The 23,063-nt window shown below is 62.8% G+C and carries 17 protein-coding genes and 1 pseudogene; 9 read left to right on the top strand and 9 right to left on the bottom strand.

All coding sequences use genetic code 11. The annotated features are described in order from the left end of the window. Positions 1 to 40 precede the first annotated feature (40 nt). Both ACIPL0_RS11930 and ACIPL0_RS11925 read right to left on the bottom strand, forming a co-directional pair. Complete coding sequence (locus ACIPL0_RS11930) at positions 41 to 859, bottom strand: alpha/beta fold hydrolase (protein WP_400602148.1); 819 nt, start codon at positions 857 to 859, stop codon at positions 41 to 43. Further along, entirely contained in the window at positions 856 to 2,004 is a 1,149-nt protein-coding gene (locus tag ACIPL0_RS11925; protein WP_400602146.1) for an FAD-dependent monooxygenase, read from the bottom strand. Before ACIPL0_RS11925 ends, ACIPL0_RS11930 begins: the two co-directional genes overlap by 4 nt. Before the next feature lie 341 nt (positions 2,005 to 2,345). Between ACIPL0_RS11925 and ACIPL0_RS11920 the strand changes: the two genes are divergently transcribed. The 4 genes from ACIPL0_RS11920 to ACIPL0_RS11905 all read left to right on the top strand — a co-directional run bounded on the left by ACIPL0_RS11920 (position 2,346) and on the right by ACIPL0_RS11905 (position 8,491). Further along, on the top strand, positions 2,346 to 3,395 hold the full coding sequence (locus tag ACIPL0_RS11920) for a 2,5-dihydroxypyridine 5,6-dioxygenase (protein WP_400602144.1): 1,050 nt from the start codon (positions 2,346 to 2,348) through the stop codon (positions 3,393 to 3,395). A gap of 210 nt (positions 3,396 to 3,605) precedes the next feature. Further along, positions 3,606 to 4,064, top strand: coding sequence for a MarR family winged helix-turn-helix transcriptional regulator (locus ACIPL0_RS11915; RefSeq protein WP_400602142.1), 459 nt, complete (start codon positions 3,606 to 3,608; stop codon positions 4,062 to 4,064). Positions 4,065 to 4,418: 354 nt separating this feature from the next. Then, positions 4,419 to 4,907, top strand: a complete 489-nt coding sequence (locus ACIPL0_RS11910; protein ID WP_400602140.1) for a (2Fe-2S)-binding protein — start codon at positions 4,419 to 4,421, stop codon at positions 4,905 to 4,907. Positions 4,908 to 4,921: 14 nt separating this feature from the next. Further along, on the top strand, positions 4,922 to 8,491 hold the full coding sequence (locus ACIPL0_RS11905; RefSeq protein ID WP_400602138.1) for a molybdopterin cofactor-binding domain-containing protein: 3,570 nt from the start codon (positions 4,922 to 4,924) through the stop codon (positions 8,489 to 8,491). 262 nt (positions 8,492 to 8,753) lie between these two features. On the opposite strand, the gene ACIPL0_RS11900 is transcribed toward ACIPL0_RS11905, so the two are convergent. The 4 genes from ACIPL0_RS11900 to ACIPL0_RS11885 form a co-directional block, all read right to left on the bottom strand. After that, positions 8,754 to 9,413 (bottom strand): TetR/AcrR family transcriptional regulator, encoded by a 660-nt coding sequence (locus ACIPL0_RS11900; protein ID WP_400602136.1) that lies wholly within the window; start codon positions 9,411 to 9,413, stop codon positions 8,754 to 8,756. A 5-nt stretch (positions 9,414 to 9,418) separates the two neighbouring features. Then, positions 9,419 to 10,762, bottom strand: coding sequence for a CDP-diacylglycerol--serine O-phosphatidyltransferase (pssA, locus tag ACIPL0_RS11895; RefSeq protein ID WP_400602134.1), 1,344 nt, complete (start codon positions 10,760 to 10,762; stop codon positions 9,419 to 9,421). Between the two features lie 358 nt (positions 10,763 to 11,120). After that, entirely contained in the window at positions 11,121 to 13,283 is a 2,163-nt protein-coding gene (locus ACIPL0_RS11890; RefSeq protein ID WP_400602132.1) for a TonB-dependent receptor, read from the bottom strand. Positions 13,284 to 13,623: 340 nt separating this feature from the next. After that, a complete protein-coding gene (locus ACIPL0_RS11885) occupies positions 13,624 to 14,628 on the bottom strand; it encodes an NADP-dependent oxidoreductase (protein WP_400602130.1) in 1,005 nt (334 codons plus the stop codon). Between the two features lie 357 nt (positions 14,629 to 14,985). On the opposite strand from ACIPL0_RS11885, the gene ACIPL0_RS11880 reads away from it, so the two are divergent. Continuing rightward, positions 14,986 to 15,747 carry an SDR family oxidoreductase gene (locus ACIPL0_RS11880; RefSeq protein ID WP_400602128.1) on the top strand — a complete coding sequence of 254 codons (762 nt, stop codon included), beginning with the start codon at positions 14,986 to 14,988 and terminating at the stop codon, positions 15,745 to 15,747. Positions 15,748 to 15,941: 194 nt separating this feature from the next. Here the strand turns inward: ACIPL0_RS11880 and ACIPL0_RS11875 are convergent, their stop codons facing one another. Further along, a complete protein-coding gene (locus ACIPL0_RS11875) occupies positions 15,942 to 16,517 on the bottom strand; it encodes a TetR/AcrR family transcriptional regulator (protein ID WP_400602126.1) in 576 nt (191 codons plus the stop codon). A gap of 188 nt (positions 16,518 to 16,705) precedes the next feature. On the opposite strand from ACIPL0_RS11875, the gene ACIPL0_RS11870 reads away from it, so the two are divergent. The 4 genes and pseudogenes from ACIPL0_RS11870 (at position 16,706) to ACIPL0_RS11855 (ending at position 20,917) form a co-directional block, all read left to right on the top strand. Further along, a complete protein-coding gene (locus tag ACIPL0_RS11870) occupies positions 16,706 to 17,476 on the top strand; it encodes an SDR family NAD(P)-dependent oxidoreductase (RefSeq protein ID WP_400602124.1) in 771 nt (256 codons plus the stop codon). Between the two features lie 98 nt (positions 17,477 to 17,574). Beyond that, the gene (locus ACIPL0_RS11865; RefSeq protein WP_400602122.1) at positions 17,575 to 18,504 is read left to right on the top strand and encodes an LD-carboxypeptidase; all 930 of its coding nucleotides are present in this window, start codon (positions 17,575 to 17,577) and stop codon (positions 18,502 to 18,504) included. Positions 18,505 to 18,898: 394 nt separating this feature from the next. Next, a pseudogene (locus ACIPL0_RS11860) lies at positions 18,899 to 20,056 on the top strand (HAMP domain-containing protein); the annotation flags it as partial. Then, the gene (locus ACIPL0_RS11855; protein ID WP_400602219.1) at positions 20,036 to 20,917 is read left to right on the top strand and encodes a methyl-accepting chemotaxis protein; all 882 of its coding nucleotides are present in this window, start codon (positions 20,036 to 20,038) and stop codon (positions 20,915 to 20,917) included. The pseudogene ACIPL0_RS11860 and the gene ACIPL0_RS11855, both read left to right, overlap by 21 nt. Positions 20,918 to 21,131: 214 nt before the next feature. Here ACIPL0_RS11855 and ACIPL0_RS11850 read toward each other — a convergent pair whose 3' ends face one another. Both ACIPL0_RS11850 and ACIPL0_RS11845 read right to left on the bottom strand, forming a co-directional pair. Then, a complete protein-coding gene (locus tag ACIPL0_RS11850) occupies positions 21,132 to 22,319 on the bottom strand; it encodes a benzoate/H(+) symporter BenE family transporter (RefSeq protein WP_400602120.1) in 1,188 nt (395 codons plus the stop codon). A 226-nt stretch (positions 22,320 to 22,545) separates the two neighbouring features. After that, the gene (locus tag ACIPL0_RS11845; protein ID WP_400602118.1) at positions 22,546 to 22,989 is read right to left on the bottom strand and encodes a MarR family transcriptional regulator; all 444 of its coding nucleotides are present in this window, start codon (positions 22,987 to 22,989) and stop codon (positions 22,546 to 22,548) included. Positions 22,990 to 23,063: the final 74 nt, after the last annotated feature.

Genomic DNA, 23,063 nt, shown 5'->3' with positions numbered 1-23,063 from the left:
TTCGGCCAGAAGCACGGCAGGCTTTCCAGGTCGATGCGCATCACACCAACGGGCTACCCAAAAAGTCGCCGAACGCGGCGAAGAACCCCGGCAGGTTGTCCCACGGAATCATGTGCCCGGCGTTTTCCACGCGGGCGATCAGGATCTGCGGCTGCAACTGGCGGATTTCCGCTTCGTCCTCGACCTGAATCACGCCACCGCGCCCGGCGACGATCAGCAGGGCAGGGACCGGCAACTTCGGCAGGTCCTGATGGAAATCCTCGTCATGGAAATCGTTGAAGGCGCGGACGATGGCCGGTTCAAAGCAGGTGTGCAGCCATTCGGCGCGCAGCTGCAGTTGCTCATCGCTCCAGGTCGGGCAGAACACGCGCATGTCGTCGGCGCTCATGCCCTGTTGCGACTGGCGGATCGAGTCGACGTACCACGGCAGCTTCGACGGGTATTCGCGACGGCCCGGGCCGGACACCGGCGGGTCGATCAGCACCAGGCTTTGCAGGCCGGGAGCACCGCGCACTGCCGTGCGGGCAATGAAGCGTGCGCCCATGGAGTGGCCGACCAGGTGATAGCGCTCGATGCCCATGGCCTGGGCAAAGGCACTGATGTCATCGGCGCAGGTGTCGACGCTGTAGTCCAGTTCGGGGCCGGTGGACGACAGGCCGCGACCACGGGCGTCGAGCACGTAGGTGTCGAAATACTTGCCCAGGCGTTCGGCGACGAAGCCCCAGGTGATTGCCGGGCTGGTGATGCCCGGAATCAGGATCAGCGCCGGCTGGTCAGCGTGACGCAGGCCGCCGTAGCGCAGGTAATGCTGACGAATGCCGTTGGCCTGAACGTGGCCACCGTGGATGAACGTACTCACGCCGCCACCCCCGATTTCAGTTCCTGACCGTACAGGTCGTAACCGTAGACCCAGGCCGGATCTTCCTGGGTGCGCAGCCAGGTGTTGGCGTTGGACACCGCCTGCACGCGAGAGGCGCGTTCCTTGCGGTTGGCTTCGTACAGCTCGAAGGCGGTGCGGTAATCGGTGAGACCGGTTTCCTGCAGGCAGCGGGTCAGCATGGCGGCGTCTTCGATGGCCATGCCGGCGCCCTGGGCCATGTGCGGCTTCATCGGGTGGCAGGCGTCGCCCAGCAGCACCAGCCGGCCACGGCTCCACAGTGGCAGCGGGTTGCGGTTGAGCAGCGGCCACTTGGTCACGCTGTCGGTGGATTCGATCAGGGCCTGCACAGTCGGGTGATAGCCGGCGAAGGCTTCGTACATTTCCGCCTGGCTGCTGTCGACGAAATTGCCCTGGAAGTCCCAGGCTTCGTGCGGCACGCCGGTGACGTAGTAGTACTCATCGCGCTTGCCGGTGGTGTGGTAGACCATCATGTGGCGGTCTTCGCTCCACCACTTCACGCAGTTCTCGAAATCGAGGCTGTACTTGCGCAGCACGTCGCTGCGAATCAGCGCACGGTGCGCGACCCAGCCGCTGTACAGCGGTTTCTCCTGGCCCAGCAGCACTTCGCGGATCTTCGAGTTGATGCCGTCGGCGCCGATCACGATGTCGGCATCGGCATGGCTGCCGTCGGCGAAATTCAGGCGCACGCCGTTGCCGGTTTCTTCAAGGCTGCTCAGGCATTTGCTGAAGTGCACGCTGCCGGGGGCGAGGGTGGACATCTGCAGCGCATGCAGGTCGCCCCGGTGCACGGTGATGTAGGCGGCGCCGTATTCCTTCACGGCGAACTGGCCCAGGGCGATGCGCGACAGGTAGTCGCCGCTGGCGCCGTCGCGGCTGAACCAGAAGTCCGGGTGCGAACCCATGTCGCTCAACTGCTGCTCGATCCCCATGCGACGGAAGATCTTCATGATGTTCGGGCCCATGTGGATCCCCGCACCGATGCGTGAAAACTCGGAGGCCTGCTCGTAGACGTCGACGGTGAACCCGGCTTTCTGCAACAGGGTGGCGGCGGCTGCTCCGCCCAGACCGGCTCCGACGATGGCGATTTTTTGCTTGGTTGGCATGGCGCGGTTTCCTTCGTGTTTCGTGAATCCCGGTGAATGTGTGGCGACTGATGATAGTCGCCGTTTTGCGTTTTTAAAGTGTATGCACTGAAAAAAATAAAAGTGAACAGGTTTTTCAAAAAAATCTGTACGACGTCGTAAATAGACATGTCACTACAAGTAACCCTATAAACGCGGCGTTTGTGTGCGTTGGTAACGATTTGGCGTGGCTATTGCAGTCGCCTTGCAAATCATGTCTTATCGCGTTTAATTAGCGTATACACTTTAAATATGCACCGATCTGAAGCGCCATGCCTTCAGCTGGTGCACAGACCTACCGCCGAATCACGAGGAAGCCAGAGATGCCGGTTAGCGATTGCGAATTGACCCAGATGTTCGAGCACGTGCTGAAACTGTCAAAGGTGGACCCGACCCAGAGCGTCGCCGTCCTCAAGAGCCACTACTCCGATGCGCGCACCGTGCGTGCGGCGATGGATGCTGCGCAGCGCCTGGGCGCCAAGGTGTATGCGGTGGAATTGCCGTCGTTCAACCACCCCAAGGCCATGGGCAACGACATGACCGCCTACTGCGGCGACACCGCGCTGACCGGCAATATCGCCGCGCAGCGGGCGCTGGAGGCGGCCGACCTGATCGTCGACACCATGATGCTGCTGCACTCGCCCGAGCAGGAGCAGATCCTCAAGACCGGCACGCGCATTCTGCTGGCCGTCGAGCCGCCGGAGGTGCTGGCGCGCATGCTGCCGACGGTGGCTGACAAAGAGCGCGTGCTGGCTGCCGAACAACTGCTCAAGGCGGCGCGTTCGATTCATGTGAAGTCCCGCGCCGGCAGCGATTTCCGCGCGCAGCTGGGGCAGTATCCGGCGGTCACCGAGTACGGCTATGCCGACGAGCCGGGGCGCTGGGACCATTGGCCCAGCGGCTTTCTGTTCTCCTGGCCGAACGAGGAAACCGCCGAAGGCACGCTGGTCATCGACGTTGGCGACATCGTTCTGCCGTTCAAGACCTATTCCCGCGAGCGCATCACCCTGGATATCGAAAAGGGCTTCATCACCGGCATTCACGGCGGCTTCGAGGCTGAATACCTGCGCGATTACCTGAAGTATTTCAACGACCCCGAGGTGTACGGCATTTCCCACATCGGCTGGGGTCTGCAACCACGGGCGCAGTGGACCGCCATGGGCCTGCACGACAAGAACGACGGCATGTGCATGGACGCCCGGGCGTTCTACGGCAACTTCCTGTTTTCCACCGGGCCGAACACTGAAGTCGGCGGCACCCGCAAGACGCCGTGCCACCTGGATATCCCGCTGCGCCATTGCGACATCTACCTGGATGACCAGGCGGTGGTGCTGGGTGGGGATGTGGTGGCGCCGGAGGCTTCAAAGGCTTGACGCCGCCTGCAGGGCGCGCGCTTGCCCGCGAATCCCTGTAGGAGTGAGCTTGCTCGCGATGGCGGTGTTACCGTCACAGCAAGAGTGTCTGGACAATTGCAATCGCGAGCAAGCTCACTCCTACAGTCCGCTGTTTTCCAAGATGATTCCCCTGCCTGCCCGCAACCGTTAATGTACCGCCCACGTTTCCAGCCGCCGAACGAGCCTTCCGTGTCCACTGACAATCCGTCCAACAATAATCAGTCCTACACCTTTTCCGAGCAGGTCGGCCATTTGCTGCGCAAGGCGTATCAGCGCCATCTGGCGATCTTTCAGCAGAACGTCGGCGACTCACAGCTGACCGCCGTGCAGTTCGTCACCCTGTGTGCGCTGCGCGATCACGGGCCCAGCTCGCAGACCGAACTGGTCAAGGCCACGGCGGTGGATCAGGCGACCATTCGCGGGATCGTCGACCGCCTCAAGGCTCGCGATCTGATCAGCCTGGAGCCGGACCCGCAGGACCGCCGCAAGGTCATCTGCAGCCTCACTGACAGCGGCCTGCAACTGGTGCAGGAAACCGTGCCCCGCGCCGCGCAGATCAGCGAACTGACCTTGAGCAAACTCAACCCCGCCGAGCGCGTGGCAGTGTTGTTTCTGCTGCGCAAGCTGATTGACGAGCCGGAAGAATAAGACCGGTTCACATGCCCCTGTAGGAGCGCGCTCGGGCTGCGATTTCATGTAGGAGCTGGCTTGTCCTGCGAGCGGCTGCGAAGCAGTCGTAAATCCTGTGCACGCGGTATTCCTGACACTGCCAATGCGCATGGATTTACGACGACTGAGTCGCCGCTCGCAGGACAAGCCAGCTCCTACAGTTCCGGGCTAGCCATGGCGAATGAATTCGCTTCTACAGTTGTTTGCCCTTCCTGCGTAAAAAACTCCTCATTCCTACAGCCTTTTCTCCACTGGCACGCTTCCTGCTCTCCTTTCGTGAAGTAGTTACTTCATCAAAAGCGATTTCAGTCGGTAACACATGGGGAATGGGATATGAGCGAGCAGGTGCTGGCCGTCGAGAAGACCGTGACCTTGAAGGTCAATGGTCAGGCGAGCCGTGTCACGGCCATGGCGGACACGCCGCTGTTGCTGGTGCTGCGCAACGACTTGCAGCTCAACGGCCCGAAATACGGCTGCGGTCTGGGTGAATGCGGGGCGTGTACGGTGATCGTAGATGGCGTCGCGGCGCGCTCCTGCGTATTTCCCCTGGCCGGCGCCGAGGGCCGCGAGATCACCACCCTGGAAGGCATCGGCACGCGGCAGTGCCCACACCCGGTGCAACAGGCGTTCATTGACGAGCAGGCCGCGCAATGCGGCTACTGCATGAACGGCATGATCATGACCGCCAAAGCCTTGCTCGACCGCAACCCGCACCCCACCGAAGCGCAAGTCCGTCAGGAACTGTCGGCCAACCTGTGCCGCTGCGGCACCCACATCGAAATCCTCCGGGCGGTCATGCGTGCCGCCCGCCAACAGCCTTGAACGGACCCTTCTTCATGACCCAGACCACGCCCACTCGCGATCATCTGCTGGCCAAAGACGGCGTGCTGCTGATCGTCGATGACATCCTGCCGCCGTCCGGACCCGTCGCCAAAGGCGGCACGCCAACGGTCAAGCCCAAGGAGCTGGGGCTGTTCATCGCCATCGATCAGGACGACACGGTGTATGCCTTCAACGGCCACGTCGACCTGGGCACCGGCATTCGCACCTCGCTGGCGCAGATCGTCGCCGAAGAACTCGACCTGCGGATGGATCAGGTGAGCATGATCCTCGGCGACACCGAGCGTGCGCCAAACCAGGGCGCGACCATCGCCAGCGCCACTTTGCAGATTTCCGCGATTCCATTGCGCAATGCCGCTGCCGAAGCCCGCCGCTATTTATTGCAGACTGCAGCGCAGCGTTGGGGCGTCGCGGCGGACACGCTGACTATCGACAGCGGCGTTATAAAAGCGGCGGATGGACGCCACTGCCGGTTTGGCGAATTGCTCGTCGGCGAACACGTCGAGCTGCGGATTTCCGGCAACGCGCCGCTCAAGCGTCTGGAGGATTACAAGCTGGTCGGCACGGTGGCAGCGCGAGTCGATATTCCGGGCAAGGCCACCGGCGAGCTGACTTACGTCCACGACATGCGCCTGCCGGACATGCTTCACGGCCGGGTAATCCGTCCGCCCTATGCCGGTTACGACAGCGGCGATTTCGTCGGCAATAGCCTGCTGGCGGTCGATGAGTCGTCGATTGCGCACATTCCCGGCATCGTCGCCGTGGTGGTCATCCGCGATTTCGTCGGCGTGGTGGCGCTGCGCGAAGAACAGGCGGCCAAGGCTGCGCGCGAGCTGAGCGTCAGCTGGAAGCCGTGGCAGCAGCAGTTGCCGGACCTGAGCGATGTCGAGCAGGCGATTCGTGACAACCCGAGCATTCAGCGGGTGGTGCTGGACAAGGGCAATGTCGACGAAGCCCTGGCCCAGGCCAGTGAGCGGATGACCCGCACCTACCTGTGGCCGTATCAACTGCACGGCTCCATCGGGCCATCCTGCGGGCTGGCGGATTACCGCGAGGACGGCATCCGCGTCTGGTCAGGGACGCAGAACCCGCACATGCTGCGCGCCGATCTGGCCTGGCTGCTGGAGTACCCCGAAGACAATATCGAAATCATCCGCATGGAGGCAGCTGGTTGCTATGGGCGCAACTGCGCCGACGACGTGTGCGCCGATGCGGTGCTGCTGTCGCGGGCGGTGGGGCGGCCGGTGCGGGTGCAACTGACGCGCGAGCAGGAGCATGCGTGGGAGCCCAAGGGCACCGCGCAATTGATGGAAGTCGACGGCGGCCTGAACGCCGAAGGCGGGGTGGCCGGTTATGACTTCCAGACCAGCTACCCGTCGAACAACTCACCGACCCTGGCGCTGCTGCTGACCGGGCGTGTCGAGCCGGTGCCGGTGATGTTCGAAATGGGCGACCGCACCTCGATCCCGCCCTACGACTTCGAACACATGCGCGTGACCATCAATGACATGGCGCCGCTGGTGCGGGCCTCGTGGATGCGCGGCGTATCGGCGTTGCCCAACACCTTTGCCCACGAGTCCTACATCGACGAACTGGCGTTCGCCGCCGGGGTCGACCCGGTGGAATACCGCTTGCGTTACCTGCACGACGAGCGCGCCGCCGAGCTGGTGCGTTCCACGGCGGAGCGGGCCAACTGGTCGCCGCGCACCGAGCCGATGCAGATTCCCGAAGAGGACGGCGTGTTGCGCGGTCGCGGTTTTGCCTATGCCCGTTACATCCACAGCAAGTTCCCCGGCTTCGGCGCGGCATGGGCGGCGTGGGTTGCCGATGTAGCGATCGACAAACACACCGGCGATGTTTCGGTGACGCGGGTGGTGATCGGCCACGACGCCGGGATGATGGTCAACCCGGCCGGGGTGCAGCATCAGATTCATGGCAACGTCATTCAGTCCACCAGCCGTGTGCTCAAGGAACGGGTGACGTTTGAAGAATCGACTGTGACGAGCAAGGAGTGGGGTGGTTATCCGATCCTGACGTTTCCGGAAGTGCCCAAGGTCGATGTGATGATGATGCCGCGCCAGGCCGAACCGCCGATGGGCGCGGGCGAGTCGGCGTCGGTGCCGAGCGCAGCGGCGATTGCCAATGCCATCTACGACGCCACCGGCATTCGTTTCCGCGAACTGCCGATCACCCCGGAACGGGTGCTGGCGGCCTTGAAAGGCGCGGGAGATGAAGCCAGTCGCAACCCGCCGCAATCGCCGAAGGGCAAACGCTCGAAGTGGCTGTTCGGTTCGCTGTTCGCGGCGTTGGGTGCCTTGCTCGGCATGGCCGCGACGGCGTTGCCGTGGCGTGCGGAAATTGCCCCGATCGCGCCGCCCGCTGCCGGTACCTGGTCGGCGGCCACTCTGGAACGCGGGCGTTTGCTGGCGGCAGCAGGGGATTGCGCGGTGTGTCACACGGCGCCGGGCGGGGTGACCAACGCTGGCGGTCTGGCGATGGAAACACCGTTCGGCACCCTGTACAGCAGCAACATTACCCCGGACCCGGAAACCGGCATCGGCAACTGGTCCTATCCGGCTTTTGAACGGGCGATGCGTGACGGTATCAGTCGTGATGGCAAACATCTGTACCCGGCGTTTCCCTACACGGCTTTCAGAAATATCAACGATGCCGACATGCAGGCGCTGTACGCGTACTTGATGTCGCAGGCCCCGGTGAAACAGGTGCAACCGGCCAACGACATGGCTTTCCCGTTCAACCAGCGACCGTTGATGGCCGGCTGGAACGCGCTGTTTCTGCGCAAGGGCGAAGTGCAGGTGCAACCGCAACGCAGCGAGCAGTGGAACCGTGGGCAATATCTGGTCAACGGTCTGGGCCACTGCGCGGCCTGCCATTCCCCGCGCAACCTGCTGGGCGCGGAGAAGGGCGGCGCGGCGTTTCTCGCTGGCGGCATGGTCGATGGCTGGGAAGCGCCGGCGCTCAACAGCCTGTCGAAAGCGCCGACGCCGTGGACCGAGGATCAGTTGTTCAATTACCTGAGCACCGGCTATTCCGATGCCCACGGCGTGGCGGCGGGACCGATGGGGCCGGTGGTGTCGGAGCTGGCGAAGCTGCCGAAAGCCGATATCCGCGCGATGGCGGTGTACCTGGCGTCGCTCAATGAGTCCGCCGAAGCCGTGCCGGTCAACCCGGTGGCTGTCACGTCGCAGCCCCAGGCGTCGGCGCAGTCGCTGAGCAATGGCCGGCGGGTGTTCGAGGGCTCTTGTCAGGGCTGTCATGCCGATGGTCTGGGGCCGAAGCTGTTCGGCGTCAGCCCGTCGCTGGCGAGCAACAGCAACGTGTACAGCGCAGTGCCGGACAACCTGATCAAGATCATCCAGCAAGGCATCGCCAAACCGGCGACGGCGGACCTGGGTTACATGCCGGGCTTCAAGGACAGTCTGTCGGACAGCCAGATCAGCGACCTGGCGGCCTACCTGCGCAACCGCTTCGCACCGAACGAACCGCAGTGGACCGGGTTGCCGGAGAAAGTGGCGTATCTGAAGGCGAATCCCGGTACCCACTGACAGCGCAGTATTTTTGTAGGAGTGAGCTTGCTCGCGATCAGATGTGTCAGTCACCCTTGCGGCGTCTGGATTAATGCATCGCGAGCAAGCTCACTCCTACAGATAAATTGCACAGTGTTCTGCAGATATCCAACAGGGTCGTGCGCAGGGATAAATGGTGGGAGCGAATTCATTCGCGATTGGCCGGTTCGGGCGACGTTGATCTGTCGTCCGAAATACCGCATCGCGAATGAATTCGCTCCCACAGTGTTCTGCAGACCGCCTACAGGTCGGAGTTCTGCGCCGGCAACACCATCACCCCACGCACCACCAGGTCCTGAATGAACCCCAGCCAGTCCTGGCGTTCGGCGGGTGCGGCCATGTCCTGGCCGAGGAAGGAGGTCAGGGTGTGCAGGTTGGAGTTATAGAAGTAGCAGAGCGAGGCGATCATCAGGTAGACGTGCTTGATGTCCACGTCTTCGCGAAACAGCCCCTGTTGCTGGCCGGCTTCGATGATCGGCCGCAACACGCCCACCGCCTCGCCGGACAGTCGTCGCAGTTCGCTGGACTGCCTGGCGTGTTTGCCCTTGTGCAGGTTTTCGATGCTGAGGATGGCGACGAACTCCGGGTGCGTGACGTAGTACTCCCAGACGAACGCCACCAGCTGCCGCAGGGTTGCAACCGGTGTTGCCGGGTCCAGTTGCAGGGTGCTTTCGGCGCGGTTGAACTGCTCGTAGGTGTGCTCCAGCACTTTGACGAAGAGCTTTTCCTTGCTGCCGAAGTAGTAATAGATCATCCGGTCGTTGGACTCGGCCTCGGCGGAGATCTTCTCGATGCGGCCGCCCGAATAGCCGTCGCGGGTGAATACCGTGACGGCGGCCTGCAGGATGCGCGCGCGGGTTTCTTCGGCCTGTTGCGCGCGGATGCCGGTGTTTTTGCTCATGGCCGTCAGAGGATCCGGTACAGCAGGCGCTCGACCCGAACCCGGCTGACCCGGCGCAGGAATGTGCGCACGCCGTTGGGGTATTCGCTCAGGGTGTCCAGTTCGTCGAACTTGCCGACCCGGTGGGTATTGCGCATCAGCAGGTCGAGTTCCTCCGCGCGCGGCGTCAGCCATTCGCCCTGCGGGTCGTCGATCAGCACGGCGTTTTCCAGGTCGAGCTGGAAGGCGCGCGGGTTGAGGTTGTTGCCGGTCAGCAGGGTGTAGCGCTGATCCGACCACAGGCCTTTGAGGTGGAAGGTGTTGTCGCCGTGCTTCCACAGGTGAATGTTCAGCTGATGGCGGGCGGTGGCGTTCTGATGCTTCTGCATGAAGCGGCGCAGGCTGATTTCGTACAGGTACGGCAGCGCCGAGATGACCTTGAACGGCTCTTCCGGCGGGATGAAGAAGTCGTTGGCGGTCTTGTCGCCGATGATGATGTCGATCTTCACGCCGCGCTTGAGCGCCCGGTTGATCTCGCGTTTGACCGACAGCGGCATGTTGAAATACGGCGTACACAGGGTCAGTTGCTGGCGGGTCGCGGCGATCAGCTCGCACAGCACCTTGCTCAGCGGGTTCTTGTTGCCGATGCCGAGCAGCGGAATCAGGCGGAATCCGCCGTTGTCCCGCACGCCGTCGTTGACGTCGTAAGCGGTGCGCTTGAGGCGCTGGCGGAACTGACGGATTTCCCCGCGCAGGCTGCGCGAGGTCGGCGGCGAGGGCAGATCGAGGCGGTGTACGGCATCGGACGGCAGGATGTGCTCGCGCACCAGACGCTGAAAGGAGTCGGCCAGTGCCTGGTTTTCCAGCAGGTGGTAGCGGTCCAGGCGGTACTTGCCGAGTTTGTGCAGGTATACGTTGTTGATGCTGGCGCCGGTGTAGATCACGCAGTCGTCGATGATGCTGCCCTTCAGGTGCAGCACGCCGAACAGTTCGCGGGTCTGCACCGGCACGCCGTAGATCGGCACTTCGGCGTCATGTTCCAGATGCTGGGCCTGATACCAGGCCGAGTTGCCGGCCTGTTTGCCGGCACCGATCAGGCCGCGCTGGGCGCGGAACCAGTCGACCAGCACGACGATGTCCAGCTCGGGCCGGGCGGCCTTGGCGGCGTACAGTGCGTCGAGGATTTCCTGGCCGGCTTCGTCCTGTTGCAGGTACAGGGCGACGATGCAGATACGCCGCGTCGCGGTGGCGATCTTCTCCAGCAGGATACGGCGGTAGTCGGCGGCGCTCGGCAGCAGGGTGATGGCTGCGCCGGACGATTCAAAGCCACGCAACGCCGCCAGGGTAGAACGTCGGAAGGGAGCCCGCATAAGCCTCTCGATGGTCAAATCAACAGCGCACGAGCTTACACCAGAGTGCGCCTTGTGGTGGCTTTGGCAGCAGCTTCGTTGAGTTGTTCAGCGGATTATCAGGAAAAAAAGCGGGGAATTCGGCGCGCACCCTTGTAGGAGCTGGCTTGTCCTGCGACCGCATGTAGGAGCTGGCTTGCCCTGCGACCGGCTGCACAGCAGTCGTAAACCCTGACGACCATGCAGCTCTGACACACCGCATTTGCCGGTTTTACGACGGGTGCCCCGCCGGTCGCAGGGCAAGCCAGCTCCTACAGGCGGAGGGACCTGAGATCGCCACCGCCGGCAAGCCGGACTGCTACGGGAGAGTGTGCGGCCTTTAGAAATCAACTGTTCCGGAGAACTTCACCAGCCGCGGATCGCCCTGGGTCAGATAGCCGCCGTTGGCCGAGGCCCAGTAGTTCTTGTCGGTGATGTTCTCCACGTTGACCCGCAGCGTCACGTCCTTCTGAGCGACCTTGAAGCCATAGCGTGCGCCGGCATCGAAGCGGTTCCAGGTCGGCAGGCTGAGGTTGTTGGCCGGGTCGGCATACTGCCCGCCGGTACGCAGGAAGCGCGCACTCAGCGCCGCGCCCGGAATCCCCGGCACGTCCCAGTCGACGCTGGCGTTCATCAGGAAGGTCGGCACGCCGACCGCGTGATTGCCGTCGTTGGCGCCGCCCGCGGTGTCCTCCAGTTTTGACTGCATGCGCGTGGCGCCCGCCAGCAGGCGCAAGCCATCGACGGGTTCGCCATAGACGCTGAACTCGACCCCGCGGTTGATCTGCTTGCCGTCGCGCAGGAACAGGTTGGTGGCCGAATCGACGAAACCGTCCGTGGGTTTTTCGATGCGGAACGCCGCCAGATTGGCGCCGAAGCTGCCCATGTCCAGCTTGATGCCGGCCTCATATTGCTTGGTGCGCCCCGGCGGGAAAGTTTGCCCGACGTTGAGCACCGTGCCACCGGCCGTCGGCCCCTGGGCCAGACCTTCGATGCGGTTGGCGTACAGCGACACGCTCTCGATCGGCTTGTAGACGATGCCGTACACCGGCGTGGTGATGCCGTCGTCGTACAGCGAGGTGCGCGCGCCCGTGCCGACGCTGTAGTTTTCCACGCGCAATTGCTGACGACGGACGCCGTAGGTCAGCAGCAGGGTGTCGTCGAACAGGCCCACGGTATCGGACAGGGCGATACTGCGGTTACGGGTCTTGCCGGCCAGGTCCGGGTCGCCCAGATCGCCCGAGGCGAAGGTGACCGTGCTCGGTCTGGCTATCGCCGGGGTGTTGAAGATGTTAGTCGGCACGCTGTTGAAGAAGACAAAGGCGTTTTCCTGACGGGTCCAGATGCTGGACGCACCCAGGGCGACCTGGTGGCTGACCGGGCCGGTCTGGAACTTGCCGTTGACCCCAGCCATCACCGTGCCGTTGTCTTCGTTGTGGTTGATGTTCGACGAACCGATGGTGGCATCGCCGGTGGCTGCGTTGTTCAGCACTGGCGTGCCGTAGGCGCCGGTTTCCCGGGTGTGCCGGCCGCCGCCTGCGAGGTACGCCGTCCAGCTGTCGCTCAGGTCGTATTCAGCGCGGAACATGCCGAAAGTGTCCTCGGTTTCCTGATGGCTCCAGTCCTGGCCGTAATTGTGGTCAGCGTCCGGCGCGCGGGGAATGCCGGTCAGCCCGGCGCCTAGCTGGACGTTGTTGCGCAGGTGGTTGATGCGCTCCTTCTGATAGCCGAGGTCGGTGGAAATGCGGAAGCGGTCGCCGCGATAGTCCAGGCCGACGATAAATAACTTGGAGCGCTGGTCCATGTCGTCGATGGCGGTTTCACCTTCGCGCTGGCTGAGGTTGATCCGCGCGCCGAAACGGTTGTCCTCGCCGAAACGCTGGCCGAGGTCCAGATGCTCGCCCACCCGGCCGTCGGTGCTGATGTCCTGCGTATAGCGGCGGGTCGGGATGTCCTCGGCCCGCTTGGGTTGCAGGTTGACGTTGCCGCCCAGGCCGGTGCCGGTCGGGCTGGCGCCGTTGAGAAAGGCGTTGGGGCCCTTGAACACTTCGACGCGCTCGACCGAGTCGATGGAAATGATCTGCCGTGGCAGCACGCCATACAGGCCGTTGAAGGAAATGTCATCGCCGTTCAACGGCAGGCCACGGATCACGAACGCCTGCGACTGGTTGCCAAAGCCGCCTGACATCCGCACCGAAGGGTCGTTGAGCAGCACATCGCCAACGTTTTCCGCGCCCTGGTTCTCGATCAGCTTCGAGGTGTAGCTGGTCATGGTGAACGGCACGTTCATGTTGTCCTGATTGCCGAGCAGGCCCATTTGCCCGCCGCGAGCGACCTGGCCACCGGCAAACTCTTCGGGAAGGGTGCTGGGTGTTTGTTTGACGGCATCGGCGTTGATCGCCGTGGCGCCCAGTTCGAGTGTCTGATCGGCGGCGTGGGCGGAAACACCGACCGAACAGCACAGCGCCAGCAGGGTAGGACGGGAGGGAAAACGTATGACCATGGGAGGGCTTCCTCTAAGAGTCGGGTGTCAACTGACAGGCCCTCCATGGCAATGCGACTGCTTCTCGGGAAGAGATTATAGAAACGTATTGCAAATTGTTATCATTCGGTATCTATATTTTTACAAATTTTTCACATCGGTAGGCGGAATAGCTGCGTACGGCGATTGTCGGGGGAGGGGAGGAGTAGATGCGCTGAGCAGTCCTGCCAGCAACTCGGGCTTGCGGCGAGACGTAATACCTGTGGGAGCCGGCTTGCTGGCGAATGCGTCAGATCAGTCACTACAGCGCTGAATGACACACTGCGTTCGCCAGCAAGCCGGCTCCCACAAAGGAATGGATTTACACCTTCAATACCAACTTGCCGTTGTTCTCGCCCTTGAACAGCATCTGCAGGGTTTCCGGGAAGGTTTCCAGGCCGTCGACGATGTGCTCCTTGCTCTTGAGCTTGCCCTGGGCCAGCCAGCCGGCCATTTCCATGCCGGCGCGGCCGAAATGTTCGGCGTGATCGAACACTACGAAGCCTTCCATGCGCGCGCGGTTGACCAGCAGCGACAGGTAGTTGGCCGGGCCCTTGACCGCTTCCTTGTTGTTGTACTGGCTGATGGCGCCGCAGATCACCACCCGGGCTTTCAGTGCCAGGCGGGTCAGCACCGCGTCGAGGATGTCGCCGCCGACGTTATCGAAAAACACGTCGATGCCCTTGGGGCACTCGCGTTTCAGCGCGGCGTGAAGGTCTTCGCTCTTGTAGTCGATGGCGCCGTCGAAGCCGAATTCTTCGATCAACGTGCGGCACTTGTCCTGGCCGCCGGCGATGCCGATCACCCGGCAGCCCTTGATTTTGGCGATCTGCCCGGCAACGCTGCCGACCGCACCGGCGGCGCCGGAAATCACCACGGTGTCGCCGGCTTTCGGCTGGCCGACTTCGAGCAGGGCGAAATACGCCGACATGCCGGTCATGCCCAGCGCCGCCAGGTACACCGGCAGCGGCAGCAATTTCGGGTCGACCTTGTGGAAGCCCTTGGGCTCGCCGAGGAAGTAATCCTGCACGTGGGTGACACCCTGCACGTAATCGCCCACCGAGAATTTGGGGTTGCGCGATTCGACGACCTTGCCCACGCCCAGTGCGCGCATCACCGCGCCCAGTTCGACCGGGGCGATGTACGACTTGCCCTCGTTCATCCAGCCGCGCATGGCCGGGTCCAGCGACAGGTATTCATTCTTCACCAGCACCTGGCCCTCGCCGACGTCGCCCACCGGCACGCTCTGGAAGGTGAAATCTTCACGGCTGGCAGACCCTACCGGGCGGCGGGCGAGAAGGAATTGACGGTTGTTCAGCGCGGTCATGGGCAGCATTCCTGATCGGAGGACAAACGCCAGTGATAGACCCGCACCGGTATTCAGGCAAGCAAAGCCGGTGCAGCGAATGCGCGCCGATCCATGGCAATGATGCTGCTCCCTCACACCATCACCACAACGCATGACGTCGTAACCGGGCTTTTGATAGTGCTGACGGGATGGCTGAGGGGCTGACTAAACTGCCAGCCAGCCGTTGCTGCATCACCCCGGACCTGTAGGAGCGCGCTTGCCCGCGATTCATTCATCCAGACGCAGCGTTTGAGCCTGACTGATTGCTATCGCGAGCAAGCGAAGGCCTACAGAGGAATGGGTCTTTTACTACGAGCACAAAAAAAGGATGACTCCATGAGCATGACGTTTTCCGGCCAGGTGGCGCTTGTCACCGGTGCCGCCGCAGGTATTGGCCGCGCCACGGCGCTGGCGTTCGCCGCCGAGGGGCTGAAGGTGGTGGCGGTGGACCTGGACAGTGACGGCGGGGAGGGCACCGCCGAGCTGATTCGTCAGGCCGGCGGCGAGGCGTTGTTCCTGCGTTGCGACGTGACCCGGGAAAGCGAAGTCCAGCAGATGGTGATCAAGGCCGTGGAAGTGTTCGGTCGCATCGATTACGCCTTCAACAACGCCGGCATCGAGATCGAGAAAGGCAAGCTGGCCGAGGGCAGTGAAGCCGAGTTCGACGCGATCATGGGGGTCAACGTCAAAGGCGTGTGGCTGTGCATGAAGTATCAACTGCCGGTGATGCTGGCCCAGGGCGGCGGCGCCATCGTCAACACCGCCTCGGTGGCCGGGCTGGGCGCGGCGCCGAAGATGAGCATCTACGCGGCGTCGAAACACGCGGTGATCGGCCTGACCAAGTCGGCAGCCATCGAATACGCCAAGAAAAACATCCGGGTCAACGCGGTGTGTCCGGCGGTGATCGACACCGACATGTTTCGCCGTGCTCACGAAGCCGATCCGCGCAAGGCCGAATTCGCCGCGACCATGCACCCGGTCGGACGCATCGGCAAGGTCGAGGAAATCGCCAGTGCGGTGCTGTACCTGTGCTGCGACGGCGCGGCGTTCACCACCGGTCATTCGCTGGCGGTGGATGGTGGGGTGACGGCGTTTTAACCAGCGCTGCGCCACCCTTGTAGGAGCTGGCTTGTCCTGCGACCGGCGACGCAGTCGTCGTAAAACCTGTGCACGCGATTTGCCTGATACACCGCGTTCACCGGATTTGCTGCCGGTGCCCGGCAGGTCGCAGGACAAGCCAGCTCCTACAAGGGGGGGGGCGCAGGGCAGGCCAGTTCCTTGGGCGACGCCGTTTAGTTTTCCAGCGCCTTGAGCAGTGTCTTGCCGCTGCTCAACAACTCCGCCGACAGTGCCTCATCCTTTACCGCCCGCGCCAGGCCGATGGCGCCGACCAGCGTACACATGGCCATGATCGCCTGGGCGCGTTTCTTAGCCGGCTGCTTGCTGCTGGTCAGGTGAATAAGTGTCGCCAGTTCCTTTTCCAGCCCCTGCTGGTAGATCTCGCGAATCGAGTCGCCGCTGCGTGCCACGTCATTGACCAGCGCGGCGATGGCACAGCCGCTGCCCGGCTCGTTCAAGTGGCGCTCGCTCAAGTAACGCTCCACCAGATCGGCCATGGTCAGGGTCGATTCCGCTTCGCAATAGGTATCCAGCACCGCCGAACGCTTGTCGACGGCGCTTTGCAGCGCCTCTTCGACCAGCTTTTCCCGCGATTCAAAATGCTTGTAGAAACCACCGCCGGTCCGCCCCGCTTCCTTCATGAGGTCGGCCACGCCGATGCCGTTCAGCCCGACTTCACGAAAGCGCGAGGCCGCCAGATTGACGATGTGTTCATGAATGACGGCCTTTTCAGCCTGTGAACGCGACATGGAATCCTCCGCGGGGTGTGACATTCGGTGTCGATATGGTGAGCGATCATACTCCAGATTGTGCAGAGATGAATTTTAATTTGGAGTATGTACGAAATCCAAAATAGGAGTATGTTGATACTCCAAAGCGTGTCGGAAAACCTCCCGCGCCACGTCCTCCACTCCTGTAAGCGATCAAGGGAACCACCATGACAGTCAAAGACAAATCGATTCTGGTCACCGGCGGCAACAGCGGTATCGGTCTGGCGACCGCTCGTCTGCTTCTGGAAAACGGCGCCCGCGTCGCCATCACCGGTCGCGACCAGGCCAAGCTCGACGCCGCCGTGGCGGAACTGGGCGGCAACGTTCTGGCGATCCAGGCCGACCTGAACAACCTGGCCGACATCGGCACCGTGGTGAAGACAGTCGGCGACGCCTTTGGCAGCCTTGACGTGGTGTTCGCCAACGCCGGCATTTCCGGGCCGACGCCGTTGGGTGGCACCACCCTGGAAGCCTTCGAAGCGATCCTGCGCACCAACCTGACCTCGGTGTTCTTCACCGTGCAGGGCGTGTTGCCACTGATGAAAGAAGGCAGCGCGGTGATTCTCAACGGCTCGGTGATGCGCGAACTGGGCTCGCCGGGGTCATCGGCCTACTCGGCGACCAAAGGCGCGATCACCTCGATGGCCAAGGTGTTCGCTTCGGAGCTGGCGCCCAAGGGCATTCGCGTCAACACCGTGGTGCCGGGCGCGACCCGCACGCCGATCTGGGCACGCGGCGCCCGCGCTGGCGCCACCATCGACGGTACCGAAAAGGCCATGGCACCGCGTATCCCTATGGGCCGTTTCTCCGACCCTGAAGAGCTGGCACAAGCGGTGATGTTCCTCGCTTCCGACGCGTCCTCGGGCATGACCGCTGCCGAAATCGTCGTCGACGGCGGCAACACGGGCGCGCCATGGGGCATTCCGCTGTTCCGCTGATAACCGGCGCACGCACCATCACCGGGGCGTCTCGGCTGGATTGAAGGCAAGCAGTGGTCTACATTGCCACCTCATGTGAACACCAGCCGAGCTGCCCAATGCCTGTACCCCGACCGACCCTGCACCCCCACGTTCTGCAACCCGGCGACGCCGTGGCCCTGGTGTCGCCCGCCGGCCCGGTTGCCGAGTCGCGCGTTCAGGCCGCTGTTCGCGAACTGACGTCCTGGGGGCTGCGTCCACGGGTCTATCCCCACGCGTTGGACGCCGAGGCTTTTCTCGCCGGCAGCGACGCCAACCGTGTTTCCGACCTGAACGACGCTCTGGCCGATCCCGAGATTCGCGCCGTGCTGTGCAATCGCGGTGGCTATGGCGTGCAACGGATCATCGGGCATCTGGACTACGACGCCGTTCGCCGTGATCCGAAGCTGGTCAGCGGCTTTTCCGACATCACCGCCCTGCACGCAGCGCTGTGGAAAAACACCGGCCTGGCGACGATTCACGGCCCGGTGGCGGCGCAACTGGAGCGCGGAGGCGAGTTCGCCAGCAGCCTCAAGCAGGCGCTGATGAGCCGCGATCCACTGATCGTGCAGGCCGACGCCACCGAACCGACCTTCAGCGTGCGCACCTCCGGCGTGGCCGAAGGCATCCTGCTCGGCGGCAATCTGAGCATGCTCAGTACCTGCATCGGCACGCCGTTCATGCCGGACCTGGAGGGCGCGATCCTGCTGATCGAGGATGTCGGCGAACTGGCCTACCGCGTCGACCGCCTGCTGACCCACCTGCTCAATTGCGGAGTTCTGCAAAAGCTGGCCGGCATTGCCATCGGCCAGTTCAGCGAGCCCGGCCACGGCAACAACCCGATTCGCCCGCCGGATGTGCTGCGCGAGCGCCTGGGTAATCTGGGTATCCCACTGCTGGGCGGCCTGCCCATCGGTCACGGTGATCGCAACCGCTCGGTGGCGCTGGGCTGCCAGGCGCTGCTGGATGCCGACAACGGCACCCTGACGGTGGCCCCGGCAGTGCGCTGAAAACGGGCGCTGTACCGCCTCCCTTGTGGGAGCGAATTCATTCGCGATGCGATCTGTCAGGCGACAGATTTGTATCGATCAACTGGCCCATCGCGAATGAATTCGCTCCCACAGTGTTTGTCCTTTGCCAGCCCCGGAAAGTCAGGCACGTTACCGGCGCAAGGACTGTCACCCGGCGCCGGTTTTGCCCCGGCATGACGCGTTACCTTTTGCCGCAACGCCGGCATTCCGGCACCCGCTTCCAGCGCTGATTTCCCCCTGAAGATTCCCCAAACGCCGAAAACCATTCTGGAAACGACGTTGGCGTAGCTATTTGCCATTATTCCGACGTCAAAGAGTCGTTTCTCCGGAAAACACTGGCGACTCTGCACGAAAATTGAATGCCCCTCACGACATGGCCTCATTGTGTGCGCCTGAAGTTGTTGAACGGGGATTGAGCGTTATGGTGTCGGCCGTGCAATCGCGTTTTGCCAACCTGGGGATGGCCAGGAAACTGGGGATCGGCTTCTTTCTGGTGCTGTTGCTGACAGCGCTGGTGGCGGCTATCGGTGTCTGGTCGCTGCGTTCGATCAGTGTGCATTTCGACAGCCTCAAGGAGATGACCGCGCTCAACAGCGGCCTTGGGCGGGTGCGCCTGCTGGAGCAGGATTTCGCCCTGCACAGCGACCCGAAAACCGCTGACGAACTGCATGCCGGCCTCGACGGGCTGAATGCTCAGGCCGAATCGCTCAAGGCCCGTTCGGCGGTCAACCAGCAGGCGATGGCCGAGGTGCAGCAGGGGCTGGCGGCTTACCGCAAATCCTTCGACGAATTCGTCAGCATCAGCCAGAGCAAGGATCTGGCGCTGGACATGGCCAGTTGGTCGGTGTCCAGCGTCGCCAATAACCTCGACGTGCTGCAGGCCGGGCTGGCCGACGACGGCACCTATGGCCTGAAGGATTCCCAAGGGCAGCAGGGCGCCGAGTTTATCGAGCAGTCCGCCCAGGTCAGCCAGATCGCCAAGCTGATGATGCAAGCGCTGGACGAAGCCCGCGTGCGCCTGGACAAGAGCCGCAAGCGCGGTTCGGGTGACGAGGTGTCGACCGGCAAGATCGAGCAGGCGGTGCAGGCGCAGGAACTGGCCGAACAGCTCAAGGGCGTGATCAAGGACGCCGGTTACCTGACCGTGCTGACGGAAGTCGGCGGGCACATCAGCAATTTCAACGACAAGCTCAACGAATACACCGGCCTGCTCGGCGACGAGGCGCGGGTGTCGCAGCAACTGGCGGTCAACGCCAAGGCCGTGGTGCAGCAGGTCAATCAGGCCTACGACGCCGAAGACCAGTCCATGCTCGGCGAACTGCAGAGCAACGCGCTGAAGATCATCGGCTCGTCGGTGCTGGCGCTGTTCGTCGGGCTGATCGCGTCCATCGTCATCACCCGCCTGATCGTCGCGCCGCTGCGCAGCGTGATCGCCATCGCCCAGCGCATCGCTGCGGGTGATTTGAGCGGCACGGTGCACGTGACGCGCAAGGATGAGATCGGCCAGTTGATGCAGGCCATGCAACAGATGGGCGCGGGCCTGAGCGGGATTGTCAGCGGTTTGCAGGCGGGCATCGAGCAACTGGCAACCTCGGCGCATTCGCTGTCGGCGGTGACCGAGCAGACCAATCTGGAAGTCAGTACCCAGAAAGAAGAAACCGAGCAGGTCGCCACGGCCATGAACCAGATGACCGCGACTGTCCACGACGTGGCACGCAACGCCGAGGAAGCTGCGGTGGCCGCGCAGACCGCCGACACCAAGGTCGACAGCGGCCAGGCGGTAGTGCGCCAGAGCATGCAGCGCATTGAACAACTGGCGACCTCGGCGACGTCGGCCAGCGACAGCATCGAAAACCTCAGCGCCGAAATCCAGAACATCGGCAAGGTGCTGGAAGTGATCAAGAGCGTCGCCGAGCAGACCAACCTGCTGGCGCTCAACGCTGCCATCGAAGCCGCGCGGGCTGGCGAGCAGGGCAGGGGCTTTGCCGTGGTGGCCGATGAAGTACGGGCGCTGGCCCGGCGCACCCAGCAATCGACCGAAGAAATCGAGCGGCTGGTCACCCGCCTGCAAAGCGGCGCCCAGGCCTCGGTGGAGCAGATTCAGAGCAGCGGTGAACTGGTGAAACTGGCGGTCAGTGACGCGTTGCAGACCGAAAGCGCGCTGGGCAGCATTGCCGCCGCCGTGTCACTGATCCAGCAGATGAATCAGCAGATCGCCGCTGCGGCCGAGGAGCAGAGCTCGGTGGCCGAAGAGATCAACCGCAGCGTCACCAGCATCCGCGCCAGCGCCGATCAGTCGGCCCTTGCCATGCAGGGCAACGCCGCGTCCAGCATTCAGTTGGCGTCATTGGGGATGGAGTTGAAGGGGATGGTGGGGCATTTCCGGTTGTAAATGTGGGAGCCGGCTTGCTGGTGAATGCGGTGTGCCATTGCGCCTTGATGTAACTGACTCGACGCCTTCGCCAGCCAGCCGGCTCCCACAGGGTTTGCATTTGCCGGATAACCTGCGACCCACGCGAATCCTGTAGCAGTCCGGCTTGCCGGCGGTGACGTCCTCAAGATCGCTACCGCCGGCAAGCCGGACTGCTACGGATATCATCGTTACGTCACTTTCTGCCGTTGAGAATCACCAGCGTCAGCACCCCCGCAACAATCCCCCAAAACGCCGAGCCCACGGAGAACAGCGTCAGCCCCGAAGCGGTGACCATGAAGGTGATCAGCGCGGCTTCGCGTTCTTTCGGCTCGTTCATGGCCACGGTCAGGCCGTTGATGATCGAACCGAACAGCGCCAGTGCGGCGATGGACAGCACCAGTTCTTTGGGGAAAGCGGCGAACAGCGCTGCCAGGGTTGCGCCGAAAATCCCGGCAATCGCATAGAAAATCCCGCACCAGATCGCCGCCGTGTAGCGCTTGTTGCGATCTTCGTGGGCATGCGGGCCGGTGCAGATCGCGGCACTGATCGCCGCCAGGGTGATGCCATGGGCGCCGAACGGCGCGGTGATCAATGAGATCAACCCGGTGGCGGTGATTAGCGGCGAGGCCGGCACGTGATAGTCGTCGGCGCGCAACACGGCAATGCCCGGCATGTTCTGCGAGGTCATCGCCACTACGAACAGCGGGATGCCAATGCTGATGGTCGCGCCCAGCGAGAACGACGGCGTGGTCCACACCGGCACCGCGACTTCCAGGGTGAAGCCGCTGAAATTCAGCATGCCGAGCATGGCCGACAGCGCGACGCCCACCAGCAATGTCACCAGCACCGCGTAGCGCGGCGAGTAGCGTTTGACGATCAGATAGGTGAAAAACATGCTCAGCACCAGACCGGTGCGGTGCTGCGCGGCGACGAAGATTTCGCTGCCGATCTTGAACAGGATGCCCGCCAGCAGCGCCGCCGCCAGCGAGGTCGGCAGGCGTTTGACCAGCTTCTCGAAACTGCCGGTGATGCCGCAGATGAACACCAGAATCGCGCTGGTGATGAACGCGCCAATGGCTTCGGGATAGGCCACATGACCGAGGCTGGCAATCAGCAGCGCGGCCCCCGGCGTCGACCAGGCCACCGACACTGGCGAGCGATAACGCAGTGACAGACCGATGCTGCAGATCGCCATGCCCATGAACAGCGCCCAGATCCACGACGAAATCTGCGCCGAGGTCAGCCCGGCAGCCTGTCCGGCCTGGAAAATCAGCACCAGCGAGCTGGTCACCCCGGTCATCATGGCGATGAAACCGGCAACGATGGCGGAGGGCGAGGAATCGCTCAGCGGGCGCAGCGGCGTATGAGTCGCGTCAGTCATGCGGTCTATCCTTGGAACGGCCATTTCACAGAGCAGCAAGCCTATACGCAGATGTGACAATTCGTTGCGATACAGCCGTAAAAACATTGATCGGCACAGTTGTCGAGATGAAGCCTTGTAGGAGTGAGCTTGCTCGCGATGCATTTGATCTGATTGCATTGGGGATGCTGACCCGGTGAATCGCGAGCAAGCTCACTCCTACAGGTGAGTGTTCAACCGTCGAGGATCACCTTGGCTTGAGCGTATTCCCCAACGCCTGATTCACCGCCAGCCAGCCATCCACTGCTTCCCGCCCGGCGTCGGCAAAAACCTTTTGCAGCAACTTGACCTGCTCGCGGCGCAGCGATTCTTCGAACTTCGCGCCCTCGGCGGTCAGCTCCAGCAGGCGTTTGCGCTTGTCATCTTCCGGCGTGACGCTGAGCACCAACTCCATCTCCACCAACTGGCGCAACGGTGTGTTCAGCGCCTGCTTGCTCACGCCCAGCACGTTGAGCAATTCCTTGACGCTCAAGCCGGGGTAGCGGGCAATGAAAAACACGATGCGCTGGTGTACCCGGCTCAGCCCCCGGCGGTCGAGCATTTCGTCGGCCTTGGCGGTGAACGCCTGGTAGCCGAAGAAAAACGCTTCCATGGCGATTTGTTGGGTCGATGCATTTTTAAGGTCAAGCATATTGACGTATCCGGGCAAGGCGTCGTAATTTCGGTCAACCAGTTTGACGTATTTTCCATTCTTTCTGCCAGCGG

Source organism: Pseudomonas sp. NPDC090208 (genome assembly GCF_044746785.1).
In the GTDB taxonomy this organism is placed as follows: Bacteria; Pseudomonadota; Gammaproteobacteria; order Pseudomonadales; family Pseudomonadaceae; genus Aquipseudomonas.
This window is presented reverse-complemented; position numbering and strand designations above follow the sequence as displayed.